18 protein-coding genes are annotated in these 19,228 nt (G+C 48.2%); 9 read left to right on the top strand and 9 right to left on the bottom strand.

Going from position 1 to position 19,228, the window contains the following annotated elements; translation table 11 throughout:
• Window positions 1-69: 69 nt before the first annotated feature.
• On the bottom strand, window positions 70-651 hold the full coding sequence (gene betI, locus QZZ54_RS12780) for a transcriptional regulator BetI (RefSeq protein ID WP_290703078.1): 582 nt from the start codon (window positions 649-651) through the stop codon (window positions 70-72).
• Window positions 652-912: 261 nt separating this feature from the next.
• On the opposite strand from betI, the gene QZZ54_RS12775 reads away from it, so the two are divergent.
• The 3 genes from QZZ54_RS12775 (at window position 913) to QZZ54_RS12765 (ending at window position 3,051) form a co-directional block, all read left to right on the top strand.
• Window positions 913-1,101 carry a hypothetical protein gene (locus QZZ54_RS12775; protein ID WP_290703077.1) on the top strand — a complete coding sequence of 63 codons (189 nt, stop codon included), beginning with the start codon at window positions 913-915 and terminating at the stop codon, window positions 1,099-1,101.
• A gap of 417 nt (window positions 1,102-1,518) precedes the next feature.
• Window positions 1,519-2,286 (top strand): SDR family NAD(P)-dependent oxidoreductase, encoded by a 768-nt coding sequence (locus QZZ54_RS12770; RefSeq protein WP_290703076.1) that lies wholly within the window; start codon window positions 1,519-1,521, stop codon window positions 2,284-2,286.
• 9 nt (window positions 2,287-2,295) lie between these two features.
• Window positions 2,296-3,051 carry an SDR family oxidoreductase gene (locus tag QZZ54_RS12765; protein WP_290703075.1) on the top strand — a complete coding sequence of 252 codons (756 nt, stop codon included), beginning with the start codon at window positions 2,296-2,298 and terminating at the stop codon, window positions 3,049-3,051.
• Window positions 3,052-3,122: 71 nt separating this feature from the next.
• Here the strand turns inward: QZZ54_RS12765 and QZZ54_RS12760 are convergent, their stop codons facing one another.
• The 8 genes from QZZ54_RS12760 to QZZ54_RS12725 form a co-directional block, all read right to left on the bottom strand.
• Complete coding sequence (locus QZZ54_RS12760) at window positions 3,123-4,064, bottom strand: LysR substrate-binding domain-containing protein (protein WP_290703074.1); 942 nt, start codon at window positions 4,062-4,064, stop codon at window positions 3,123-3,125.
• Window positions 4,065-4,301: 237 nt separating this feature from the next.
• Complete coding sequence (locus QZZ54_RS12755; RefSeq protein WP_290703073.1) at window positions 4,302-4,631, bottom strand: AzlD domain-containing protein; 330 nt, start codon at window positions 4,629-4,631, stop codon at window positions 4,302-4,304.
• Complete coding sequence (locus tag QZZ54_RS12750; RefSeq protein ID WP_290703072.1) at window positions 4,624-5,346, bottom strand: AzlC family ABC transporter permease; 723 nt, start codon at window positions 5,344-5,346, stop codon at window positions 4,624-4,626. Before QZZ54_RS12750 ends, QZZ54_RS12755 begins: the two co-directional genes overlap by 8 nt.
• 88 nt (window positions 5,347-5,434) lie before the next feature.
• Complete coding sequence (locus tag QZZ54_RS12745) at window positions 5,435-6,544, bottom strand: hybrid-cluster NAD(P)-dependent oxidoreductase (RefSeq protein ID WP_290703071.1); 1,110 nt, start codon at window positions 6,542-6,544, stop codon at window positions 5,435-5,437.
• An 84-nt stretch (window positions 6,545-6,628) separates the two neighbouring features.
• On the bottom strand, window positions 6,629-7,975 hold the full coding sequence (locus QZZ54_RS12740) for an FAD-binding oxidoreductase (RefSeq protein ID WP_290703070.1): 1,347 nt from the start codon (window positions 7,973-7,975) through the stop codon (window positions 6,629-6,631).
• A 152-nt stretch (window positions 7,976-8,127) separates the two neighbouring features.
• Window positions 8,128-9,618, bottom strand: a complete 1,491-nt coding sequence (locus tag QZZ54_RS12735) for an aldehyde dehydrogenase (protein ID WP_290703069.1) — start codon at window positions 9,616-9,618, stop codon at window positions 8,128-8,130.
• A complete protein-coding gene (locus tag QZZ54_RS12730) occupies window positions 9,618-10,526 on the bottom strand; it encodes a dihydrodipicolinate synthase family protein (protein WP_290703068.1) in 909 nt (302 codons plus the stop codon). Before QZZ54_RS12730 ends, QZZ54_RS12735 begins: the two co-directional genes overlap by 1 nt.
• Before the next feature lie 243 nt (window positions 10,527-10,769).
• On the bottom strand, window positions 10,770-11,762 hold the full coding sequence (locus QZZ54_RS12725) for a LysR family transcriptional regulator (RefSeq protein ID WP_290703067.1): 993 nt from the start codon (window positions 11,760-11,762) through the stop codon (window positions 10,770-10,772).
• Window positions 11,763-12,047: 285 nt separating this feature from the next.
• Between QZZ54_RS12725 and QZZ54_RS12720 the strand changes: the two genes are divergently transcribed.
• The 6 genes from QZZ54_RS12720 (at window position 12,048) to QZZ54_RS12695 (ending at window position 19,209) form a co-directional block, all read left to right on the top strand.
• Window positions 12,048-13,259: an aromatic ring-hydroxylating dioxygenase subunit alpha gene (locus QZZ54_RS12720; protein ID WP_290703066.1), complete on the top strand. Its 1,212-nt coding sequence runs from the start codon at window positions 12,048-12,050 to the stop codon at window positions 13,257-13,259.
• 84 nt (window positions 13,260-13,343) lie between these two features.
• Window positions 13,344-14,228: a DMT family transporter gene (locus QZZ54_RS12715; RefSeq protein ID WP_290703065.1), complete on the top strand. Its 885-nt coding sequence runs from the start codon at window positions 13,344-13,346 to the stop codon at window positions 14,226-14,228.
• Between the two features lie 303 nt (window positions 14,229-14,531).
• Entirely contained in the window at window positions 14,532-15,707 is a 1,176-nt protein-coding gene (gene proV / locus QZZ54_RS12710) for a glycine betaine/L-proline ABC transporter ATP-binding protein ProV (RefSeq protein ID WP_290703064.1), read from the top strand.
• A gap of 32 nt (window positions 15,708-15,739) precedes the next feature.
• The gene (proW, locus tag QZZ54_RS12705) at window positions 15,740-16,675 is read left to right on the top strand and encodes a glycine betaine/L-proline ABC transporter permease ProW (protein WP_290703063.1); all 936 of its coding nucleotides are present in this window, start codon (window positions 15,740-15,742) and stop codon (window positions 16,673-16,675) included.
• Between the two features lie 82 nt (window positions 16,676-16,757).
• Window positions 16,758-17,783 (top strand): glycine betaine/L-proline ABC transporter substrate-binding protein ProX, encoded by a 1,026-nt coding sequence (gene proX, locus QZZ54_RS12700; RefSeq protein WP_290703062.1) that lies wholly within the window; start codon window positions 16,758-16,760, stop codon window positions 17,781-17,783.
• A 91-nt stretch (window positions 17,784-17,874) separates the two neighbouring features.
• Entirely contained in the window at window positions 17,875-19,209 is a 1,335-nt protein-coding gene (locus tag QZZ54_RS12695) for an MmgE/PrpD family protein (RefSeq protein WP_290703061.1), read from the top strand.
• The last annotated feature ends 19 nt before the right edge of the window (window positions 19,210-19,228 follow it).

Below are 19,228 nucleotides of genomic sequence, written 5' to 3'. Positions count from 1 at the left end.
GTGAATGGCAAAGACCCCGGTTATTACCGGGGTCTTTTTTTACGCTTTGCATGTAATGCAGGAAGGCTATTAAGCTAGCTGAAGCTTCAGATAGTCAGTAATCATTCGTTGGGCCAGTTCAGCATTAATACCCTGTGGCGATAGTGCACCTCTTAACCAGATACCATCGATTAGTGCTGCAATACCCTGCGCGGCAAAAAGCGCTTTTTCTGCAGGCAATACCTTTTTAAGCTCCAGTAACAGATGTGAAAGCAAGCGCTTTTCATTAACCCGCTGCAGACGAAACAACGCTTCATCGTGCATCGACTGAGACCAGAATGCCAACCAGGTTTTAACAACTTTACTGTCCATCTGATCAGAAGAGAAATTACCGCCGACTATCGCCTGAATTCGCGCTACTGCATCGTCCGGGCCCACCTCTTGCAGACGGCTCTTTACCCCTTCAGACAGCTGTTTCAGAACCGAACGCATCGTCGCCTCAAGTAAGCCACTTTTTCCACCAAAGTAATGGTTAATAATGGCCGGAGAAACACCTGCATAGCTACTAATCATTACCACACTGGCTTTCTGTAAACCAACAGCGTTAATGGCCTCCATCGTCGCGTTAATTAACTGCGGTTTCCTGATTTCAGGCATTCCAACTTTAGGCATTTAGCTAAATCCATATATTTAAATAGACGTTTAACTAAAAATGCCCTCCAAGCCCTTAACTGTCAAGCCTTTCTGAGCAGCAGAGAAAGAACCTAAACAGACTTCGGTCAAAGACCTCTTTGTCAGTCAACATCAGGAAACAACTCACTCAAACCTAATTAGATAAATCCTAATATAGAACTCTTTTGGTTATTTATTGAGCAATCCAAAAATCTTCTCCTATACTTTTTTAGCCCTGAACAAAAACTGTGAGAGATAGAGATGAAAGCCCTGCGTCAGCGAAACATTCCAAAGCCATCTCCGGCCCATGAAACCCACGAAACTATTCATAATCAAACCAGCCAGTTTCTGCAACAAGGCGGTAGGATTACCGTGCTTCCTTCCGGTTTCAGTGGCATCCCACGAATGCAGGGGCCGCAACAAAGAACAGGCAAAAAACTACTACTCTGACAAGCCTTCAGCTAGTCGGTTAGCTTTGTCTGAACACTCTAATAGTGGATTGACCAGCGCTTAGTTATTTCAATGATAGCCTGCAAAAGCACCATCTAATTGATCACATGCAACACCCCACTAATCCACGACCAGACAGCGGATTACTAAGCGGTATGGATAACTCTCAGCAATAAAATTACTGCTAACTACCGCTAACTACCGCTAACTACTGCTACATATTGTAGCAATTCATACAAAACTTTTAGTACCACTAGTCGAATTTGTGTGGCGGTTCTAGCCCCTGCGCCACGGTTAGCCTTTACTTAACTAAAAGTTACCTGAAAGCTCACTAAAGATCGTTTGTCCCCTGTATCTCCGTTATTGCATCATCGGCTGTATCAAACCTGAGCACTGCGATTAACGAGGATAAAAATAATGCGATTCGAAAATCAGATTACTGTGATCACTGGAGGTGCCGGTGGCGTTGGCCGCACTCTGGTAAAGCTGTTTGCCAGCGAAGGGGCGCGCGTCATGATTGCCGATATGGACGAAGCCACTTGTCGTGAAGTTGCAGAAGAGACCCGTAAGACAGGCGCTGAAGTTGCCTTTTATGCCGGTGACCTGCGAGATAAGAACTACTGCGCTCAGCTAATCGAAGCCACTGTCGAGACCTTTGGCGGTGTTGATATTTTACTTAACAATGCCGGTATCATTCCACGGGGCACCATAGAGGAAACCACTGATGATATGTGGTCTCTGGCAATGGACGTCAACCTCAATGCGGTCTTCTACCTATGCCGTGCGGCTATCCCTCATATGAATAAGCGCGGTGGAGGCGCCATCGTTAATACCTCTTCCGTCTGGGGCACCCATCCGGGTCCTGCCCACGTTGCCTATTGCACCAGTAAAGGCGCAGTCGCGGCACTGACCAAAAACCTGGGCCGTGATTGTGCACCACTGCAAATCCGGGTAAATGCGGTCTGCCCCCACGAGATCAATACACCGATGATCCGTAGCGGCTTTGAACGCCGCGGCCTTGATCCTGATAAGGCAGTGGAAGAACTGAATAAGACGGTACCTTTGGGCCGTATTGCCGAGCCAGAAGATATCGCCGATGTGATCGCGTTTCTAGCTTCAGACCAGTCCCGCTATATCGCCGGTGAAACCATTGAAGTAACCGGAGCAAAACCGGTATCCGGTTGAGGATTTAGAATGAATTTACAAAATAAACTCGCCATCGTCACAGGCGGAGGCCGGGGTATCGGTCGTGGTATCACTGAAAGGCTACTGGCCGCAGGCGCCAAAGTACTGATCGCCCAGCGCCAGGCCCTGGATGTTGAATTGAGCAGTCAAGAGAATGTCTTTTTTATACAGTCTGATCTGATGGAAAAAGACGCTCCTTATCAGATCGCTGCAACAGCTGCTGAGTTAGGTGGCACCGATATTCTGGTAAACAATGCCGGCTTTATGTTCGAGCAGCACATCGAGGACATGGATGAAGCAAGCTGGGACCGGATGATGATCGTCAATATGCGGGCACCGGTATTCCTTGCCAAAGCAGTACTGGAACAGATGCGAGCCAAAGGTGCTGCCAGCATCATCAATATCGGTTCTATCGAAGGCATCGGCGCTAACCCTTACCATGCCGCCTACTGTGGCTCAAAAGCTGGCGTTCATGGCTTCACCCGCGCCCTGGCAGTGGATCTGGGTAAGGACGGGATTCGTTGTAATACTATCGCTCCAGGCTGGATCAACTCAGACCTAAGCAATGACTACATCAATGCTCAGGATGACCCACAGCAAGCCCGACAGGATCTGCATGCCATGCACCCGATCGGACGCACCGGTGAACCATCAGATATCGGCAATATGGTGGCGTTTCTGGCGTCTGCTGAGGCCGGTTTTGTAACCGGACAAACCTTCGTTGTTGATGGCGGCAGGACGGCTAAGTTACCTTTGCCTTTCTAATTTTCAGTCATAAAAAAACTGGTAATAAGAATTACCGGTTTTTTTTATGAAAAGAAGTCCAGGCTGAGCTTTTAGATAAGCTCTTCAGTTCTGAAAATCGCGGTTTGTTCCAGCAGCCAGCGACGTAATAACTTTATCTCTGGCTTATCCACCAGATCATTCCGACAGACAAAATAATGTTTTCGCCCTGGTGCCGAATAGCTTTCTCTCACCGGGCGAATCAGCTGCCCTTCATCTAATAGATTCTGCACCAAATGACACCAACCAAGACCGACACCCACATCCTGTAATACCGCATCCAGCAGCATTGGGAAATGGCTGAAAGACATCTCAGCGGTTACCGCTTTAGCGCCCAGGCCTTGTTGGTCTAACCAGAATGGCCAGTCCACCGCAGACCACCATTTCGCGTTCCAGAACTTAGCATCCAGCTCAAGCAGTGGTTGTTGCATCAACCCCTCTAGGGTGCAAGCAGCCGGATTGGCTTCAATAAACGCCGGCGTACAGACAGGAAAAACCTTCTCTGAAAAAAGAAAGTCAGACTGATAACCCGCATTATCCTCCAACCCAAGGGTAATACCGGCATCAAATTTATCCGCCATTGCCGGGCTTTCTTCTACGCTGATCAGGTGCAGGTGAATCTCTGGATGCGCCCTGCGCAACTGGCTAAGTCGCGGTACCAGCCACAATCGCGAGAAAGAACTGGTGGCATACAGATTAAGATAATTCAGGCTAGAATCAGATTGAATTTCCCGGGTAGTGGTGGCGATATCGACCAGTGATCGGTTCACCGTCTGAAACAGTTGACGCCCCTGTTCTGTCAGATCGACCCGGCGATGACTGCGTAGAAACAGGTTGACCCCCAGCCGTTCTTCCAACTGTCTGATCTGCCGACTCACCGCTGCCTGAGTGACGCATAACTCACCCGCCGCTTGTTTGAAGCTGCAATGCCGCGCCGCCGCTTCAAAGGTTCGTAACGCCGTCAGTGGTGGTAAATTTGTCAATTCATGTTGCATAATTCACCCGGTTTAATACCCTGTAAGGCATCCCCAACATATCAACATTCTATCCCGGCGAGGTACCCGCTGTAGCCTGCTAACGTTTTCCACAATAGCCGGTACTTATGAAGCGGCCCGCTTACAAAGCGATACCTTCAAACACTGCGCTCGGCTATGAAAGAACGATTTTACGCTTTTTATAGTCACAGGCGTGTCGCTAAGCGACGCTCTAGCCAGCTTACTTGTTCGGTGGTTCTAGCTACTAAGAATGCGTAGCAGCCATAAACATAACATTCCTCCCACCACCGGCCAGAAGACACTACGACTAAATTTCGCGATCAAGATAGTCACTGCGGCTGCCAATAACTGCACTGGATCAACCTGATATTCGGTAACCGGACGGGAAAACACTATGGCTGGGATACAGAGTGCTGCCAGAATTGCCGGCGGCAGCAACATCAGAACATTTTTACTGCGCTGAATCAGTGCTTCGGTACTACCATGCAACTGGATAAAAGAGAGCCGCACCAAAAAAGTACCTAGTCCTACGGCAAAAAACAGCATCCAGAGGGTGAGGTTATCCATGGCTATCGCCTCCTTTTCTGCCGACCCATTTCTGCCATAGCCCCGGTATCAACAGACCAGCGCTAACCCCCGCCACGACAGCGACTATGAAGCCAGTATTATAAGGCAACAGCTGGAACCCTATCGCGCAGCTTCCGGAGATAAGCGCCACTATAAACAACTGCCGATTGCTAATAGTCGTCACCAACATCGCCAGAAAGGCCAGTGGAATGGTGAATTCAAGTGACCAGTGAGACGGTATGCTCGCACCCAACGCGATTCCTAAAACCACGGAAAGTATCCAGCTCAGCGCCATTGATACCGCTACGCCCGTCAAATACCAGAGACGTTCAGAATCTGATTTCTGTTGCTGCTCGGGCATAGAACAAAGGCCATAGACCTGATCCGACAACATATATGCCAATGGCAGTCGGTAGCGTTTTTTTAAGGGGCCTAACAATGGTGCAAAAGTCGCACTGTAGATAGCAAAGCGTAAATTCACTACCACTGCGGTAATCATAATAATGATAAAAGGCGCATTATCCTGAATCAGCGAATATGCGGCCAGCTGTGCCGAACCTGCGAAAAACAGCACCGTCATACCCATGACCATTTCAGGCGTCATCCCCAACGAAACCCCCGTAGCACCTGCAATCAGGCCAAACGGCAGCACCCCGGAGACCAGTGGCAGTAAATCCCGTACCCCGAGCCAGAACTGTTTACGGTGATCAGTCATGTATAGATTCCGTTAACGAAAAAAACAGGGCTGCAGCCCTGTATCAAAGTAGTCGATGAACCTTCGACAAAAGCAAAAACTGAAACAGCTAGTAGTCTATCTCTATATTGCCCGTTACGCTGGTACAGCAAGATAATACATAGCCCTGTGCGATCTCTTCCTCTGAAATGCCGCCATTCTGGGCCATTTCGAAATCACCTGATACCACTTTCACCCGGCAGGCACCGCAGATACCAACACCACAAGCTTTGGAGATATTCACTCCGGCTTCTATTGCCGCCTCATTCAGGTTAGTGCCAAGCGCCACCGCCACTTCTTTACCAGCATCGGTAAAGGTGACTTGCACCATATCTTTAGGCTGTAGATCTTCGATCTCTGCCGCATCGGCATGCTTCTCTGCCTGCTCAACATCTTTAACCGGAGTCGCACCAAAGGATTCCTCATGGTAGCGATCCATATCAAATCCTGCATCCTGCAGCATCGATTTAATCGCTTTCATATAAGGCTCAGGGCCGCAACAGAACACTTCACGTTCCATAAAGTCTGGCGCGATCAGGCTCAGCATATGGTGGTTCAAATAACCCCGATAGCCACCCCAAGCCTGACCTATCTCTGTTTTCTCACAAATCAGATGCATCTGGAAGTTATCGATCCGGGTCGACATATATTCCAGTTCCCGGGCGAATATAATATCTTTCGGGCTACGGGCGCTATGGGCAAACACCATATCCACTTCGGAATCGGTATCAAACCACCAGCGCGCCATTGACATCACCGGCGTGATACCGACCCCACCGGAGAGCAGCAATATCTTTTCCGCCGGAAAATCCATGCAGTTAAACTGCCCTACCGGACCATGCACCGCGAGCTGATCGCCGGGTTTGAGATTATCATGCAGCCAGTTCGATACTTTACCATCAACCACCCGTTTCACAGTAATTGAGAAACTGTAGGGGATCGAAGGAGAGCTGGAGATAGTGTATGAACGCATTACGCGCTCTCCCTCAATCTCCAGCTCCAGGGTTACAAATTGCCCTGGCTTAAAGAAGAACAAAACCGGCTGACTCATACCAAATGTAAAGGTTGTTACATCATGGGTTTCAGCTATTACTTTAACGCAACGCACCTCATGACGACCATTCATCCAGGTCTGTGTCATCATAGGATTCATAAAATCGGAGGTATTAAATTCGCTCATCAGTCTCTCCTGACAACCTTATCAAGGCTGCCATGGTTACTATGGTTGTAATGGCTACATAGTTATAAGAAATATCATTTAACATTACAGCTCGATCCCAGCCTGCCACTCTTTCCATTTCATCGAGATATTAGCACCCAAAGAAAGGAAGGGCTCGGGTGGCAATTTAGAGGGTGCCTGATGGTCCAGATACTCGGTTAACATGTCAGATGTCCCCAAGACCGCTTGCTCTGCCGCCATCATACCCGACAACGTGCCTTTGACTGTTCCCAGACCGTTCTGGCAGGCCGCCGACCAAACTCGCTGCTCCACTTCACCGAAAGCGGGCATCGAGTTCCAGGATAGACAAAGACGCCCTCCCCAGCGATGCTCCATTTCAACACCTTCCAGCATTGGAAAACGGTTGGCGAAAGACCGATCTTGTAGTTTCGCCGCCGCACGGATGTTTTTTTCACTCACTTCCATATTCTGATTCAAGGTCGCATGATTACGTACAACCACCCGATTCCCACTACCCATCAGGTCTGAGCTTCTACGTACAGTTGTACCCATGGGGTCGGCGGGTAAGATACCCCAATCACTAACGCCACCCAATCGCTTTACTTCAGTTTGGCTTAACGCCCGAGTCATTGAGGCATAAGTGAAGACATGCAGCAGCTGACGCGGGAAAAAACCGAAAGACTGAATATGACCGTTAACAGCCAAAATCACATTCTTCGTCCTAATTGAACCTTTAGGCGTGGTCAGGCGGTGTACTTCACCGATATCGATTCCGGTAACCGGGCTTTTCTCGTAGAAACTTACCCGCGGACTCAACCCTTGTGCAGCCTGGCGGATAAATGCCGCCGGTTGAATCATCACCGCACCTGGGGTAAATAAACCCTGGCCGTAAAAATCAATACCCGTCCAATCCTTCATATCGGTCGCATTCATCAGCCGGTACTCTTCACCCAAGGCTTCAAGATGCTTGCGGTAACTATCTATATGACCTTCACCCCGAGTTGATCCGGCCGCAGTAACCTTACCGCAAGGGTCAAATACTTTAGGTCCCATGCCGTACTCTTGAGCCATATCACGGGCAAAATCAATCGCCGCCCGGTTCAGACGGATCTGTTGCAGATCATGCTCTTGCGCACCAGCGTAGGTTTCAGAATTCAAATCATGAGGAAGATCAATCATAAAGCCGGAATTGCGTCCTGCAGGGCCATCTGCCAAACAGCTTGCTTCCAGCAAAGCAATCGATTCATCACCCACCAACTGACTTAACCGCCGGGCGGCTGCCAGGCCGGTAAAACCACCACCGACAACCACCCAGTCTACAGAAATATCATCGCTAAGCTGAGGATACTCAGTCGCTGGCGGCAATATTCTATTCCAGGCGGCGGGCCCCGGATCCTTCGGCAGAAGCTTTACATTAATATTCTTAGTCATAAATGTGTTTCCGTCAGAAGCGGAGTAAATTTCAGGTCAGGACACCAACTTTGGCAATACATTAAAGTCGATGCCCTGCCAGAATAAACAACCCCGTTTTAACTTCGAGATACCTTAGTCAACACAATCGTTAACGGCATACATCTCCCTGATCAGGCGAGATCAAGCCAGATAGTTTTTAGCTGCGTAAACTGATCGTGGGCATGGATCGAATTGTCACGACCACCAAAGCCAGACTGTTTATAACCACCGAATGGTGTAGAGATATCACCTTCACCAAAACAGTTAACCGTAACCGTTCCTGCGCGAAGCGCCTGTGCGGCACGGAGTGATTTTTTAGCATTCGCCGTAAATACTGAAGCCGCCAGACCATATTCAGTATCATTGGCAACCGCCATTGCTTCGTCAAAGCTACTTACTGTAATAACCGATAGTATTGGTCCGAAGATCTCTTCCTGCGCCAGACGATCACTATTTTTAACATCGTCATAGATAGTCGGCAGCACATAGCAGCCATCAACAGACTCACCACCATAAATCAGCCGGTGACCATCCTGCTTCGCAATATCAAAGTACTTAGTTACTTTGTCGAAATGGCCTTTATCTACCAGAGCGCCTAACTGATTGGATGGATCAAGAGGGTCTCCCGTTTTCCACTCTTTCGCATGCTGGATAATTTTTTCTAAAAGCTCAGCTTTGATCCCTTCCTGTACTATCAACCGGGACCCTGCAGAACAGTTTTCACCCATATTCCAAAAAGCAGCCGCAACCACTTGCTCTGCAACCGTATCAAGATCTTCAGCGTCATCCAGCACTACGCAGGGATTTTTGCCACCGAGCTCCAGTACCACTTCTTTGATGTTTGAATCAGCAGAATAATTAAGGAAACGGCGTCCAGTCGCAGTGGAACCCGTAAAGGTAACCATATCGACATCCATGTGACGGCCAATAGCCTCACCCACCACACTGCCGGAACCTGTTACAACATTAAAAACACCAGCGGGAACACCCGCCTCAGCAGCCAATTCAGCTACACGTATTGCAGTCAGAGAGGTTTGGGCGGCAGGTTTAAGCACAACAGAACAGCCCGCAGCTAGTGAAGGGGCAATTTTCCAGGCCAGCATTAGAATGGGGAAATTCCAGGGTAATACCGCACCAACGACACCGACAGGCTCACGCACAACCATCGCCACTGCACCGGAACCTACGGGAGCGGTCTGATCGTAGATTTTGTCGATCAATTCAGCATGCCATGCAATCGTGTTAACCACTTCTGGAATATCGATTGTGACGCAATCTACAATTGGCTTACCTGAGTCAATACATTCCAATACCGCCAGTTCATCGCCATGCTGCTCAATCAGCCGGGTAAACTTCAGCAGAACAGCTTTGCGTTCAGCAGGGTGCATTTTGCTCCAGCAACCACTCTCAAATGCATCACGTGCCGATTTAACAGCAAAATCTACATCTTCTTTGGTACAAGCCGCGATATTGGTAATCAATTCACCGGTAGCCGGGTTTATCACAGGGATAGTTTCACCATTACTAGACGGACAGAAACCACCATTGATAAAGCTCATTGACTGAGGCGTCAGTTGCTCAGCAATTTTTTTGTATTCTTCAGTTGTCAGTAGCTCAGTCATTACTTTCCCTCCGCTGCAATCAGTGCAATATTCTGTTTGAGAGTAGTGACTACCTGTGCCATAGCATCTTTCTCTGCAGCATCCAGCCCCAACAGCGGTCGGCGAACCTGGCCGGAGAAACGGCCATCCAGAGTAACCCCATACTTGACGCTCTGGATAAACTTGCCCCCTTGTTCCAGTACGCTCATCAGCGGCATCATTTCCGCCATAATACGACGCCCCTTGGCAAAATCATTTTCCAGTACACAAGCGTTATACAGCGCGAGATGTTCTGTTGGCAGGAAGTTAGAGCCTGCACAAACCCAACTCTTAGCGCCCCATGCAAAGAATTCCAACGCCTGATCATCCATGCCACACGCAATTTGAATATCCGGATAATCATTCGCCAGCATATGCAGGCGATTGATATCGCCAGAGCTTTCTTTAATGCTGCAGATATTGCTGGAGCCAGCAACCAGATCGAAGAATTCAGCTTCCATATTGATACCCATCCGGTCAGGGTAGTTGTACAACATAATAGGGAGATCAGCTGCGCGATCGATTCGTAGCGCATGCTGAGCCAATTCATACTGAGTCGGCAGCGAATATGGAGGCGTCGCCAGCAGTAATACATCAGCGCCATGCTTTGCCGCATCTTCAGCCAATTTCTCTGACGCATCGGGATTAACCGAACCGGTACCAAAAATAATTTGTAACTTATTTCCGCAAATTTGACGGGCAATCTTTAATAATTCAACCCGTTCCTCATGGCTCTCAACGTAGTATTCACCCGTAGTACCACCAATCATCAGGCCCTGAACACCAGAGTCCAGCAGATACTGAACATGAACCGCATAAGCCTCATAGTTAATTGAGTAGTCTTCATTGAACGGCGTGATTACCGGAGTGTAAATTCCTTCGAAGTACATGTGCTCTCACCTGAATTATCATTGTTATTGATGGTCGTTTTAAGGGATAAGAAGCCTTAGAGATACTCATCCTGCTTTATAAAACAGCTTGATAAAATGGTAACGAGGGGGGGCATGCCTCCACAATCAACCTTTTATTAACAGAAAACATAACTTCAGGTTATGAGAGCGCCGCATGGCACTGAAAAAAAACAAGCATAAAAAAGCCCGCACAAGGCGGGCTCATTAGAACTGGAAGCTATGCTAGTTGTTGACCTCCAGCTGACCTACATAGGTTTGCTCTTCCTCAATACAAGAGAGAAACCACTCTTTAAAGGTCTGAAGTGCTTTATTACTCTGTTTACTCTCGGCATAAGTTAGATAGTGCAGTTTCTCCTTGTAGGTTGCTTCCGCATCACCTACCCGAACTAGCAACCCCTGCCTGATCATTGGTTCCACCAACTGATTCCAACCAAGACTTACGCCCTGATGATTGAGCACCATCTGAATCAGCATATTAAAATCGTTAGCATTAAAGACATGACGATCACCATTCGGACCAATATCAATATTGATACCCTGGCTGTTAAACCAGACACCCCAATCCACATGCTCGGCAATCTGGGAACGGCCATAGGGGCTGAGATTTAACAAAGTTGTATCCTGCAACCCTTCAAAGGTTGCGACATCGGGGTTCTGTTTCAGAAATAGAGGTGAACAAACCGGATAGATCAGGTCATAAAACAGCGGAATTGAATGGTAACCCTCTCGCGGATCACTGACCTTATTGATAAAAACATCCGGACGCACCCCTGGCTCCATCTGTAAAAAGTTATTAGTGGTCACTACATTAACGTCGATATCCGGATTAGCTGAGAAAAAACCAGGCAACCGATTCGATAACCAGAATGCTGAAAAGGCTGGTGAACAGCAGATAGTCAGTTCTTGTTTACGCTTATCGCTGTTCTGAATCCGCTGTGCAGCCTGTGCAATATTTACAAACGAAAGATAGGCAGCATCATAGAATATGATTCCAGCTTCCGTCAGTTCCACAGCCCGTCCGGCCCGCTTAAACAACACTACTCCAAGCGACGCTTCAAGCTCGCGAATCTGACGACTAATAGCCGCCTGCGTAACGCACAAGGCCTCAGCAGCCCGAGTAAAGTTCTGATATTTAGCCGCTGCAACAAAGGACTTCACCGCCCGTAGCGAAGGCATTTTCACCAGTATCTGATCAGGCTCTACATGTTTAACCATAACTTCAGGTACTCAATTCTCTAGATAAAAAGTCGCTTTACCGGTTTTCACTCCACCCATACACTGAATTTCAAATCGGGGTAGGCCTACATTTTGTAAGTTAAACCCTTTCAGCTTGTGTCGGCGCCACTGGCAACGACACAACAATGACTGACAACGACAGCAGGTATTCTGGTTACACACTGTATTGAGGAAAAACACTATAGTGCCAATATACCCGCCCAAACCAGTATAAGCATAACAATAATAACGACTACAACAGTGTAGCGTCATGGGAGTACAACAATGACCAGCAAAATTAAAACTCTGGAGCTGATCAATCAGCGTAAACCGCGCCACGCCCTGACCCGGGAAATATACCGTGACGAGGATGTGTACCAGCAAGATCTGGAACAGATCTGGCATAAAGAGTGGATTTTTGCCGGTCATACATTTGAAATCGAGAAAGCCGGTCAATACATGACTATTCAGGTAGGCGACTATCCAGTTGTAATCGTCCGCGATGATGCCGGCAATGTACGGGCCTTTCATAATGCCTGTCGCCACCGGGGCTCCCGTGTCTGCTCCGAATCCAAAGGCAAAACAGCCAAGCTGGTTTGCCCTTATCATAAATGGACTTTTGGACTGGACGGTAAGCTGCTGTTTGCAGGCAATATGGGTGAGAAGTTCAATAACGACGATCATGGCTTGATGCCAGTTAACTGCGAAGTCGTTAACAGCTATATCTATATCTGTGTCGCCGATCAGGCACCCGATTTTGAACAGTTCCGTAATGACCTTAGCCCCTTTATCACGCCACACAATCTAGAAAACTGTAAAGTTGCCTTTGAATCTAATCTGGTTGAAAACGGTAACTGGAAACTTGTATTTGAAAACAATCGAGAATGTTATCACTGCGAGGCTAACCACCCTGAACTGCTTAATGCCTTTGTCGAGAACCTCTCCGTTGCAGGCGTTGGTGGCGATGATGATCCCGAGCTAGTTGCGCACTGGGATAAATGCGAAGCGGCAGGTTTACCTAGCCGTCTGGTGATGGATATAAATGGTCAATACCGTATGACCCGCATCCCGCTGGCTGAGAAAGCAGTCAGTTACACTATGGATGGTCAGCCTGCTGTTAAAGGACGCCTTGACGATACTGATGTCAAAGATATCGGCGCCCTGCTCTACTTCAACTATCCATCCACCTGGAACCATTTCCTGGGTGACTTTGCCCTAAGTTTCCGAATCCTCCCACTGGGCTCAGGCGAAACGCTGGTAACCACTAAATGGATCGTGCCTAAAGATGCGGTAGAAGGTGTCGATTACGATATCGACACCCTGACTAAAGTCTGGCTGGCAACGAATAACCAAGACAAACAACTGGTTGAAGAAACCTTCCGAGGCGTCAGCTCTCCGTCTTATATCCCGGGTCCATTTTCTGATATCGCTGAGAACGGTGTCTGTCAGTTTGTCGACTGGTACTGCGACACCATGAAGCAAAAGCTAACCCGCTAAATCACTCCTCTCTTAAGCCTCTGCCTGCCTTGCATGCAGAGGCTTTTTTGTTACCGCTAACTTTTTCGATATCAGGGGCACAGGATGCAGACACAACTCTATCTGCAGGACTACAGAAAAGGCTTTATTTTAGTGATAATCGCCGCCATCAGTTACGGTCTGCAGCCATTCTTTGCTCATTTCGCCTACAACGATGGTGCTAACCCTGTGGGGCTCCTTATATCCCGTTTTATTATCGCCGCACTGTTGATGCTGTGTTGGTTGAAAATTAAAAAGATTCGCCTGCCGGGAAAAAAATTGCTCCTGCAAAGTATGTTAATTGGCGTTGGTTATGCCGGTGCCGCAATCGGGTACTACAACGCCAGCCATACGACTTCTGTGAGTCTGGCTGTCATTTTGATGTTTTCTTTCCCGGCCTTTGTCACTTTCTACTCAATATTATTTCTGAAAGAAAGAGCCACCACTGGGCGGCTAACAAGCATGATATTGGCAATGTTCGGTGTGATATTGGCTGCAGGTATTGAGTTCAGAGGTGATCTGAATGGCACTTTATGGGCACTGTTTGCCGCTATCAGTTATGGCGCGGCTATTATCTATGGTTCTCATAATGTGAAGCCTGAAAACCCGTTAGCATCAGCTTGCTCTATATTGTTCGGATGCGTCCTGACATTAGCGCTAGCCGGTCTGGTCCAACACATTGATCTGCCACAATCGATCAGCGGTTGGAGCGCTACACTGGGGCTGGCATTGTTTGCCACTATTCTTCCCATCGCTACTTTTATTAGCGGCTCGCCACACATAGGCGCCGCTAATGCCTCAACACTTTCCACACTAGAACCGGTAGTTGCAGTCCTCATTGCAGTATCTCTTATTGGAGAGCAGCTGAGCGTTTCTGTTTATCTGGGCGGTGCAATGGTGCTTATCGCTGCTTTTTTGCTATCCAGACAGCCAGCCACTCATTCGACCTAAACCCAATCGTTTCTAAGGATTGGCCTATTCTTCGAAAACCATCCAATTTTAGAACCATTTTCATTCTCCTCCAACATTTTGTCCCAACTTAGGGTTATGAAAGGCCCGTTTCGATCACACTTTCTCATTAACAATAACCGGAAGTTATGGTTTTTACGCTAAATATGTCGTTGGACGCTTTCGGGCAAAGACCTTAACTTAATAGGCATACCGACAGCAGTAAGAAAGCTTATTTTGTTGTGATACGACACTACTGTCACCGCGATGAACTTCAAAAATAATCATAAAAATGCAGAGGGTAGCATGACAGACAGCACAGATATTCTGTCGATACAAAACGTCTATAAAGTGTTCGGCGAGCAGCCGGAAACAGCAATGAAGATGTTACGAAACGGCTCAGATAAAGATGAAATCTTCGAAAAAACCGGTCAGACCGTCGGCGTTTTTGATGCCAGCTTTTCTGTAAAAAAAGGTGAAATCTTCGTCATCATGGGCCTGTCCGGCTCAGGCAAATCAACAATGGTCCGACTGCTTAACCGCCTGATTGAGCCAACAGCTGGTAGCATCGAACTCAATGGCAAGGACATTACCGTACTCGGCGATGCTGAACTTCTGGATGTACGCCGCAAAGAGATGAGTATGGTGTTTCAGTCCTTCGCTCTGATGCCACATATGTCAGTTATCGAAAATGCAGCATTCGGCTTAGAAATATCCGGCATCGAAAAGAAAGAACGTAACCTGAGAGCTCAAGAAGCACTACAACAAGTAGGCCTGGGAGAGCATGGCGAAAGCTACCCCCATCAGCTTTCGGGCGGTATGCAACAGCGGGTCGGACTGGCCAGAGCACTGACTAACGACCCTACCATTCTGTTGATGGATGAAGCCTTCTCGGCGCTGGATCCACTGATTCGACACGAAATGCAGGGCGAGCTGATCCGACTGCAAAAAGAGCAGGCACGTACCATCGTCTTTATCTCACACGATCTGGATGAAGCTATCCGTATCGGCGACCGCATTGCCATTATGGAGGGAGGTCGAGTGGTTCAGATCGGCACACCAAAAGAGATTATGCGCAACCCTGCCGATGAGTATGTTGAATCTTTCTTTAAAGGTGTTGATGTCAGCAAGATCCTCAAAGCTGGAGATATTGCCTGTCAGGAGAGCGCCTGCAAAATCCGTATTAACGGCACCGTTCAACCCTTTGAACCGGCTAACAGTCAGTTTGGCTATCTTCTGGATAACAGCGATAAGCTGCAAGGCGTAGTTCCCCTTATCTCGATCGATGCGCAATCGAGTGTTGGCTCATTGATAGAGCAACAATTCGATCAACATCACTCAGTTTACAGTGACGACATGATTAGCGATGTAGTCAGAAAAGTTGCTAATTCTGAGTACCCGGTTCCTGTCATAGAACGCAACGGCACTTTTTGCGGCGTTATCTCAAAAGACCTAATGCTAAAAACATTAAGTCATAACTGAGTTTAAGAATAATAATAGTAAGGTAAATTAGAATGTCTGAATTTAGCCTGTTAGATCCATTTCAGTATCTCAGTATCCCACTGGGCGAATGGGTAGAAAGCATACTCAATTATCTAGTACAGAACTTCCGCGGTTTCTTCCGCGCAATTCGCTGGCCAATAGATCAGGTGTTAGACCTGTCAGAAACAATCCTGCAATCAATTCCTCCATCCATCGGTATCATTCTGTCATCGCTAATGGGTTGGCAGTTAGCGGGTAAGAAAATGGGCGTATTCTGCTTCATTACCCTAACGTTCCTCGGCCTGATCGGTGTTTGGTCAGAATCAATGACGACACTTTCTTTGGTTTTAACAGCACTATTTTTCTGTGTCGTAGTCGGTATCCCCCTAGGTATTGTTTCCGCTCGTAGTGATCGTATCGAACGTATTGTGCGCCCGGTACTAGACGCTATGCAGACACTTCCCGCGTTTGTTTACCTGGTACCTGTCGTCATGCTCTTCGGTATCGGTAACGTCCCTGGGGTTCTGGTGACCATTATTTTCGCCCTACCCCCGCTGGTACGACTGACAAATCTGGGTATCCGTCAGGTTCCTGAAGACAAGATTGAAGCGGCGCGAGCCTTCGGTTGCACCCCGCGTCAAATGCTAATTAAGGTTCAATTACCACTGGCTACCCCGACCATTATGGCCGGTGTAAATCAGACTCTGATGTTGTCACTGTCGATGGTAGTAATCGCATCCATGATCGCCGTTGGCGGTTTGGGGCAAATGGTATTACGCGGTATCGGACGCTTGGACATGGGGCTTGCGACTGTGGGCGGTGTTGGTCTGGTGCTGCTGGCAATATTCCTTGATCGCCTGACTCAAGCCATGGGCGAACGTGCTGGCGTAAGTAACACCTTACATTGGTACGAGACCGGTCCTTTAGGATTTTTGGTTCGCAGCTATCGCAGCCTGCAAACTAAATAAGTATGGGCAAGTAAGGCAATTAGATTAAGAAAGAAAGCACTTTTAAATACTCACTAAAAATAAACACAATGAGGAATTAGCGATGATGCAATCACGCTTAAAAGAACTGTCTAAGACTATTTTTAAATTGACTGCAGCGGCATCAATTACTGCCCTGACCATGACAAGTACCGTTTCTGCTGAAGCGATGCCTGGCAAAGGGGTGGAAATCACGCCTATTTTCCCAACCATTGCTGAAGAACGCTTCCGTGGTGAGATCGCTATCGCTGGCCTTGAAGCGTTGGGCTACGAAGTAGAAGAACCTAAAGAAACAGAATACGCGACTATGATGTTGGCTCTGTCTTATGGCGATGCTGATTTCAGCGTACATGCCTGGGAAGAACTGCATAAAACTTTTTATAAGAAGGCTGGCGGTGACGATACGCTGGTTAAAGCAGGCAACATCATTCCAGGCGTGCTGCAGGGCTATCTGATCGATAAGAAGACTGCTGATAAATACAACATCACTCAACTGACCGATCTGAAAAAACCAGAAATCGCCAAGCTGTTTGATGCAGATAATGACGGCAAAGCAGATCTGACCGGTTGTAACCCGGGTTGGGGTTGTGAGCTAGTAATTGATCACCATATGAAAGCGTATGGCCTGGAAGACACTGTTAGTCATAACCGTGGGTCTTACTTCGCCCTGATGGCAGATACGATTACCCGTTACAACGAAGGCCAGTCAATTCTTTACTACACTTGGGTACCACAGTGGATCGCTGGTGTACTGGTTGAAAATAAAGATGTTGTCTGGCTTGAAGTGCCACATACGGACCTCCCAGATGGTAACAACGAAGTTAATACTAGTTTCAATGGTAAAAATTTGGGCTTTGCTGTCGATCAGATCCAGTCAATTCTGAACAAAGAGTTTGCTGAAGAGAACCCAGCGGCGACTAAATTTTTGTCTCTGGTTCAGATCAGTGCCAGCGATGAAAGTGCTCAGAACCTGAGAATGCAAAATGGCGAGAAATCCATGAAAGATATTAAACGCCACGCACAAGAATGGATTGCAGCTCATCAAGAGAGTTATGACGGCTGGTTGGCTGCTGCTCGCGCAGTTAAGTAAGCCTAACTGTCCTGCAAGATAATTAGAGTAAAAGGCACCCTGGGGTGCCTTTTTTGTCTCTGTGTTTTCTTCTGACATATCGGAACAAACGATGTCTCTATATAACTTTGTACAAAATCTACGCTTCAACGATGTACCGCAACATACTCGTTATCTGGTCAGTACTTCATTATTGGATATTATCGGTGTACTTGCTGGCGCCAAAAACAACCAGACCACTGAAAACATCCGTAACTATGCTGCCGATCATTACGCAGCGTCGAGTATGAGCTGCCGGCTGCTGTTTGATGGCCGTGAAGTTAACCCGATGGGAGCTGCCTGGGCCGGAGGCTTCAGCGCCGACAGTCTGGATGCCCATGAAGGTCATTTCACCTCTAAAGGCCACGCAGGCGCGACTGTAGTACCAGCCCTTTTAGCACTCGCTGATGCTTGTCGTGATCAGGGGCGTGATATCAGTGGTGAGGAATTCCTGAGTGCTGTCACCGTCGCCTATGAAACAGGGCTGCGAGCCGGTGTTGCATTGATGGATACCGCAGCCGAATACCACGCCTCAGGAGCTTTTTCAGGGTTAGGCGTCGTCTGTGGTGGGGCCCGTCTGCTAAGGATGAATGAAGAGCAGTTTCTGCACGCTCTAGGCATTGCTGAATATTTTGGCCCCCGCTGTCCGATGATGCGGCTGGTCGACTTCCCCTCTATGTTGCGTGATGCACACGGTGCCGGCGCCTATGCCGGAGTCAATGCGTTGCTAATGGCGCAGGCAGGTATAACAGGAGCCCCCGCAGAAACAGTCGCTGGGGATAATATCAGCCATTGCTGGAACGATCTCGGTTCTCGCTGGGAGATTGATGCTCAGTATTTCAAGCCCTGGCCGGTGTGCCGCTGGGCTCAGCCAGCACTGACGGCGGTCACAGCAATGATGGCGCAATATCCGAAAATCACAGCCGCTAATACTGAAGCCGTTAAGGTCGAAACTTTTCATGAATCGATGCGCCTGCAGGGACACTTCCCGGCGAATGCCGACGAAGCTCAGTATGGTCTGGCATTTCCATTAGCCGCACTGATCAGTCGCGGACAGGTCGGCCCTAACGAAGTAACCGGCGAGGCAATCCAGGCTGAAGATATTCTTCAGGTCAGTCGTTTGATTGAGATTACTGAAGCTGATGATCTGTCAGTTCGATTCCCACAGGAAATCTTGTCACGGGTAACCATCCAGCTAAAAGACGGGACGAGCCTGACCAGCCCGGTTACGCAGGCTAAAGGCGACCCTGAAACAGCGATGACCCAAGTGGAGTTCAGAGCTAAGTTCCGTTTGCTCGCGTCTGTTAATTTCAGTGAGCAGCGAATCTCAGAGATCATCAGCGCTGTCGACGACCTGGAACACGCTAACGACTGTAACCAGCTGTTTAATCAGTTAATGAATCCCTGACAGTCTTTTTAAGGCCTGT

This window comes from Amphritea sp. (assembly GCF_016744155.1).
In the GTDB taxonomy this organism is placed as follows: domain Bacteria; phylum Pseudomonadota; class Gammaproteobacteria; order Pseudomonadales; family Balneatricaceae; genus Amphritea.
The sequence above is the reverse complement of the archived record's forward strand: the minus strand, read 5'-3'. Positions and strand labels throughout refer to the sequence as shown.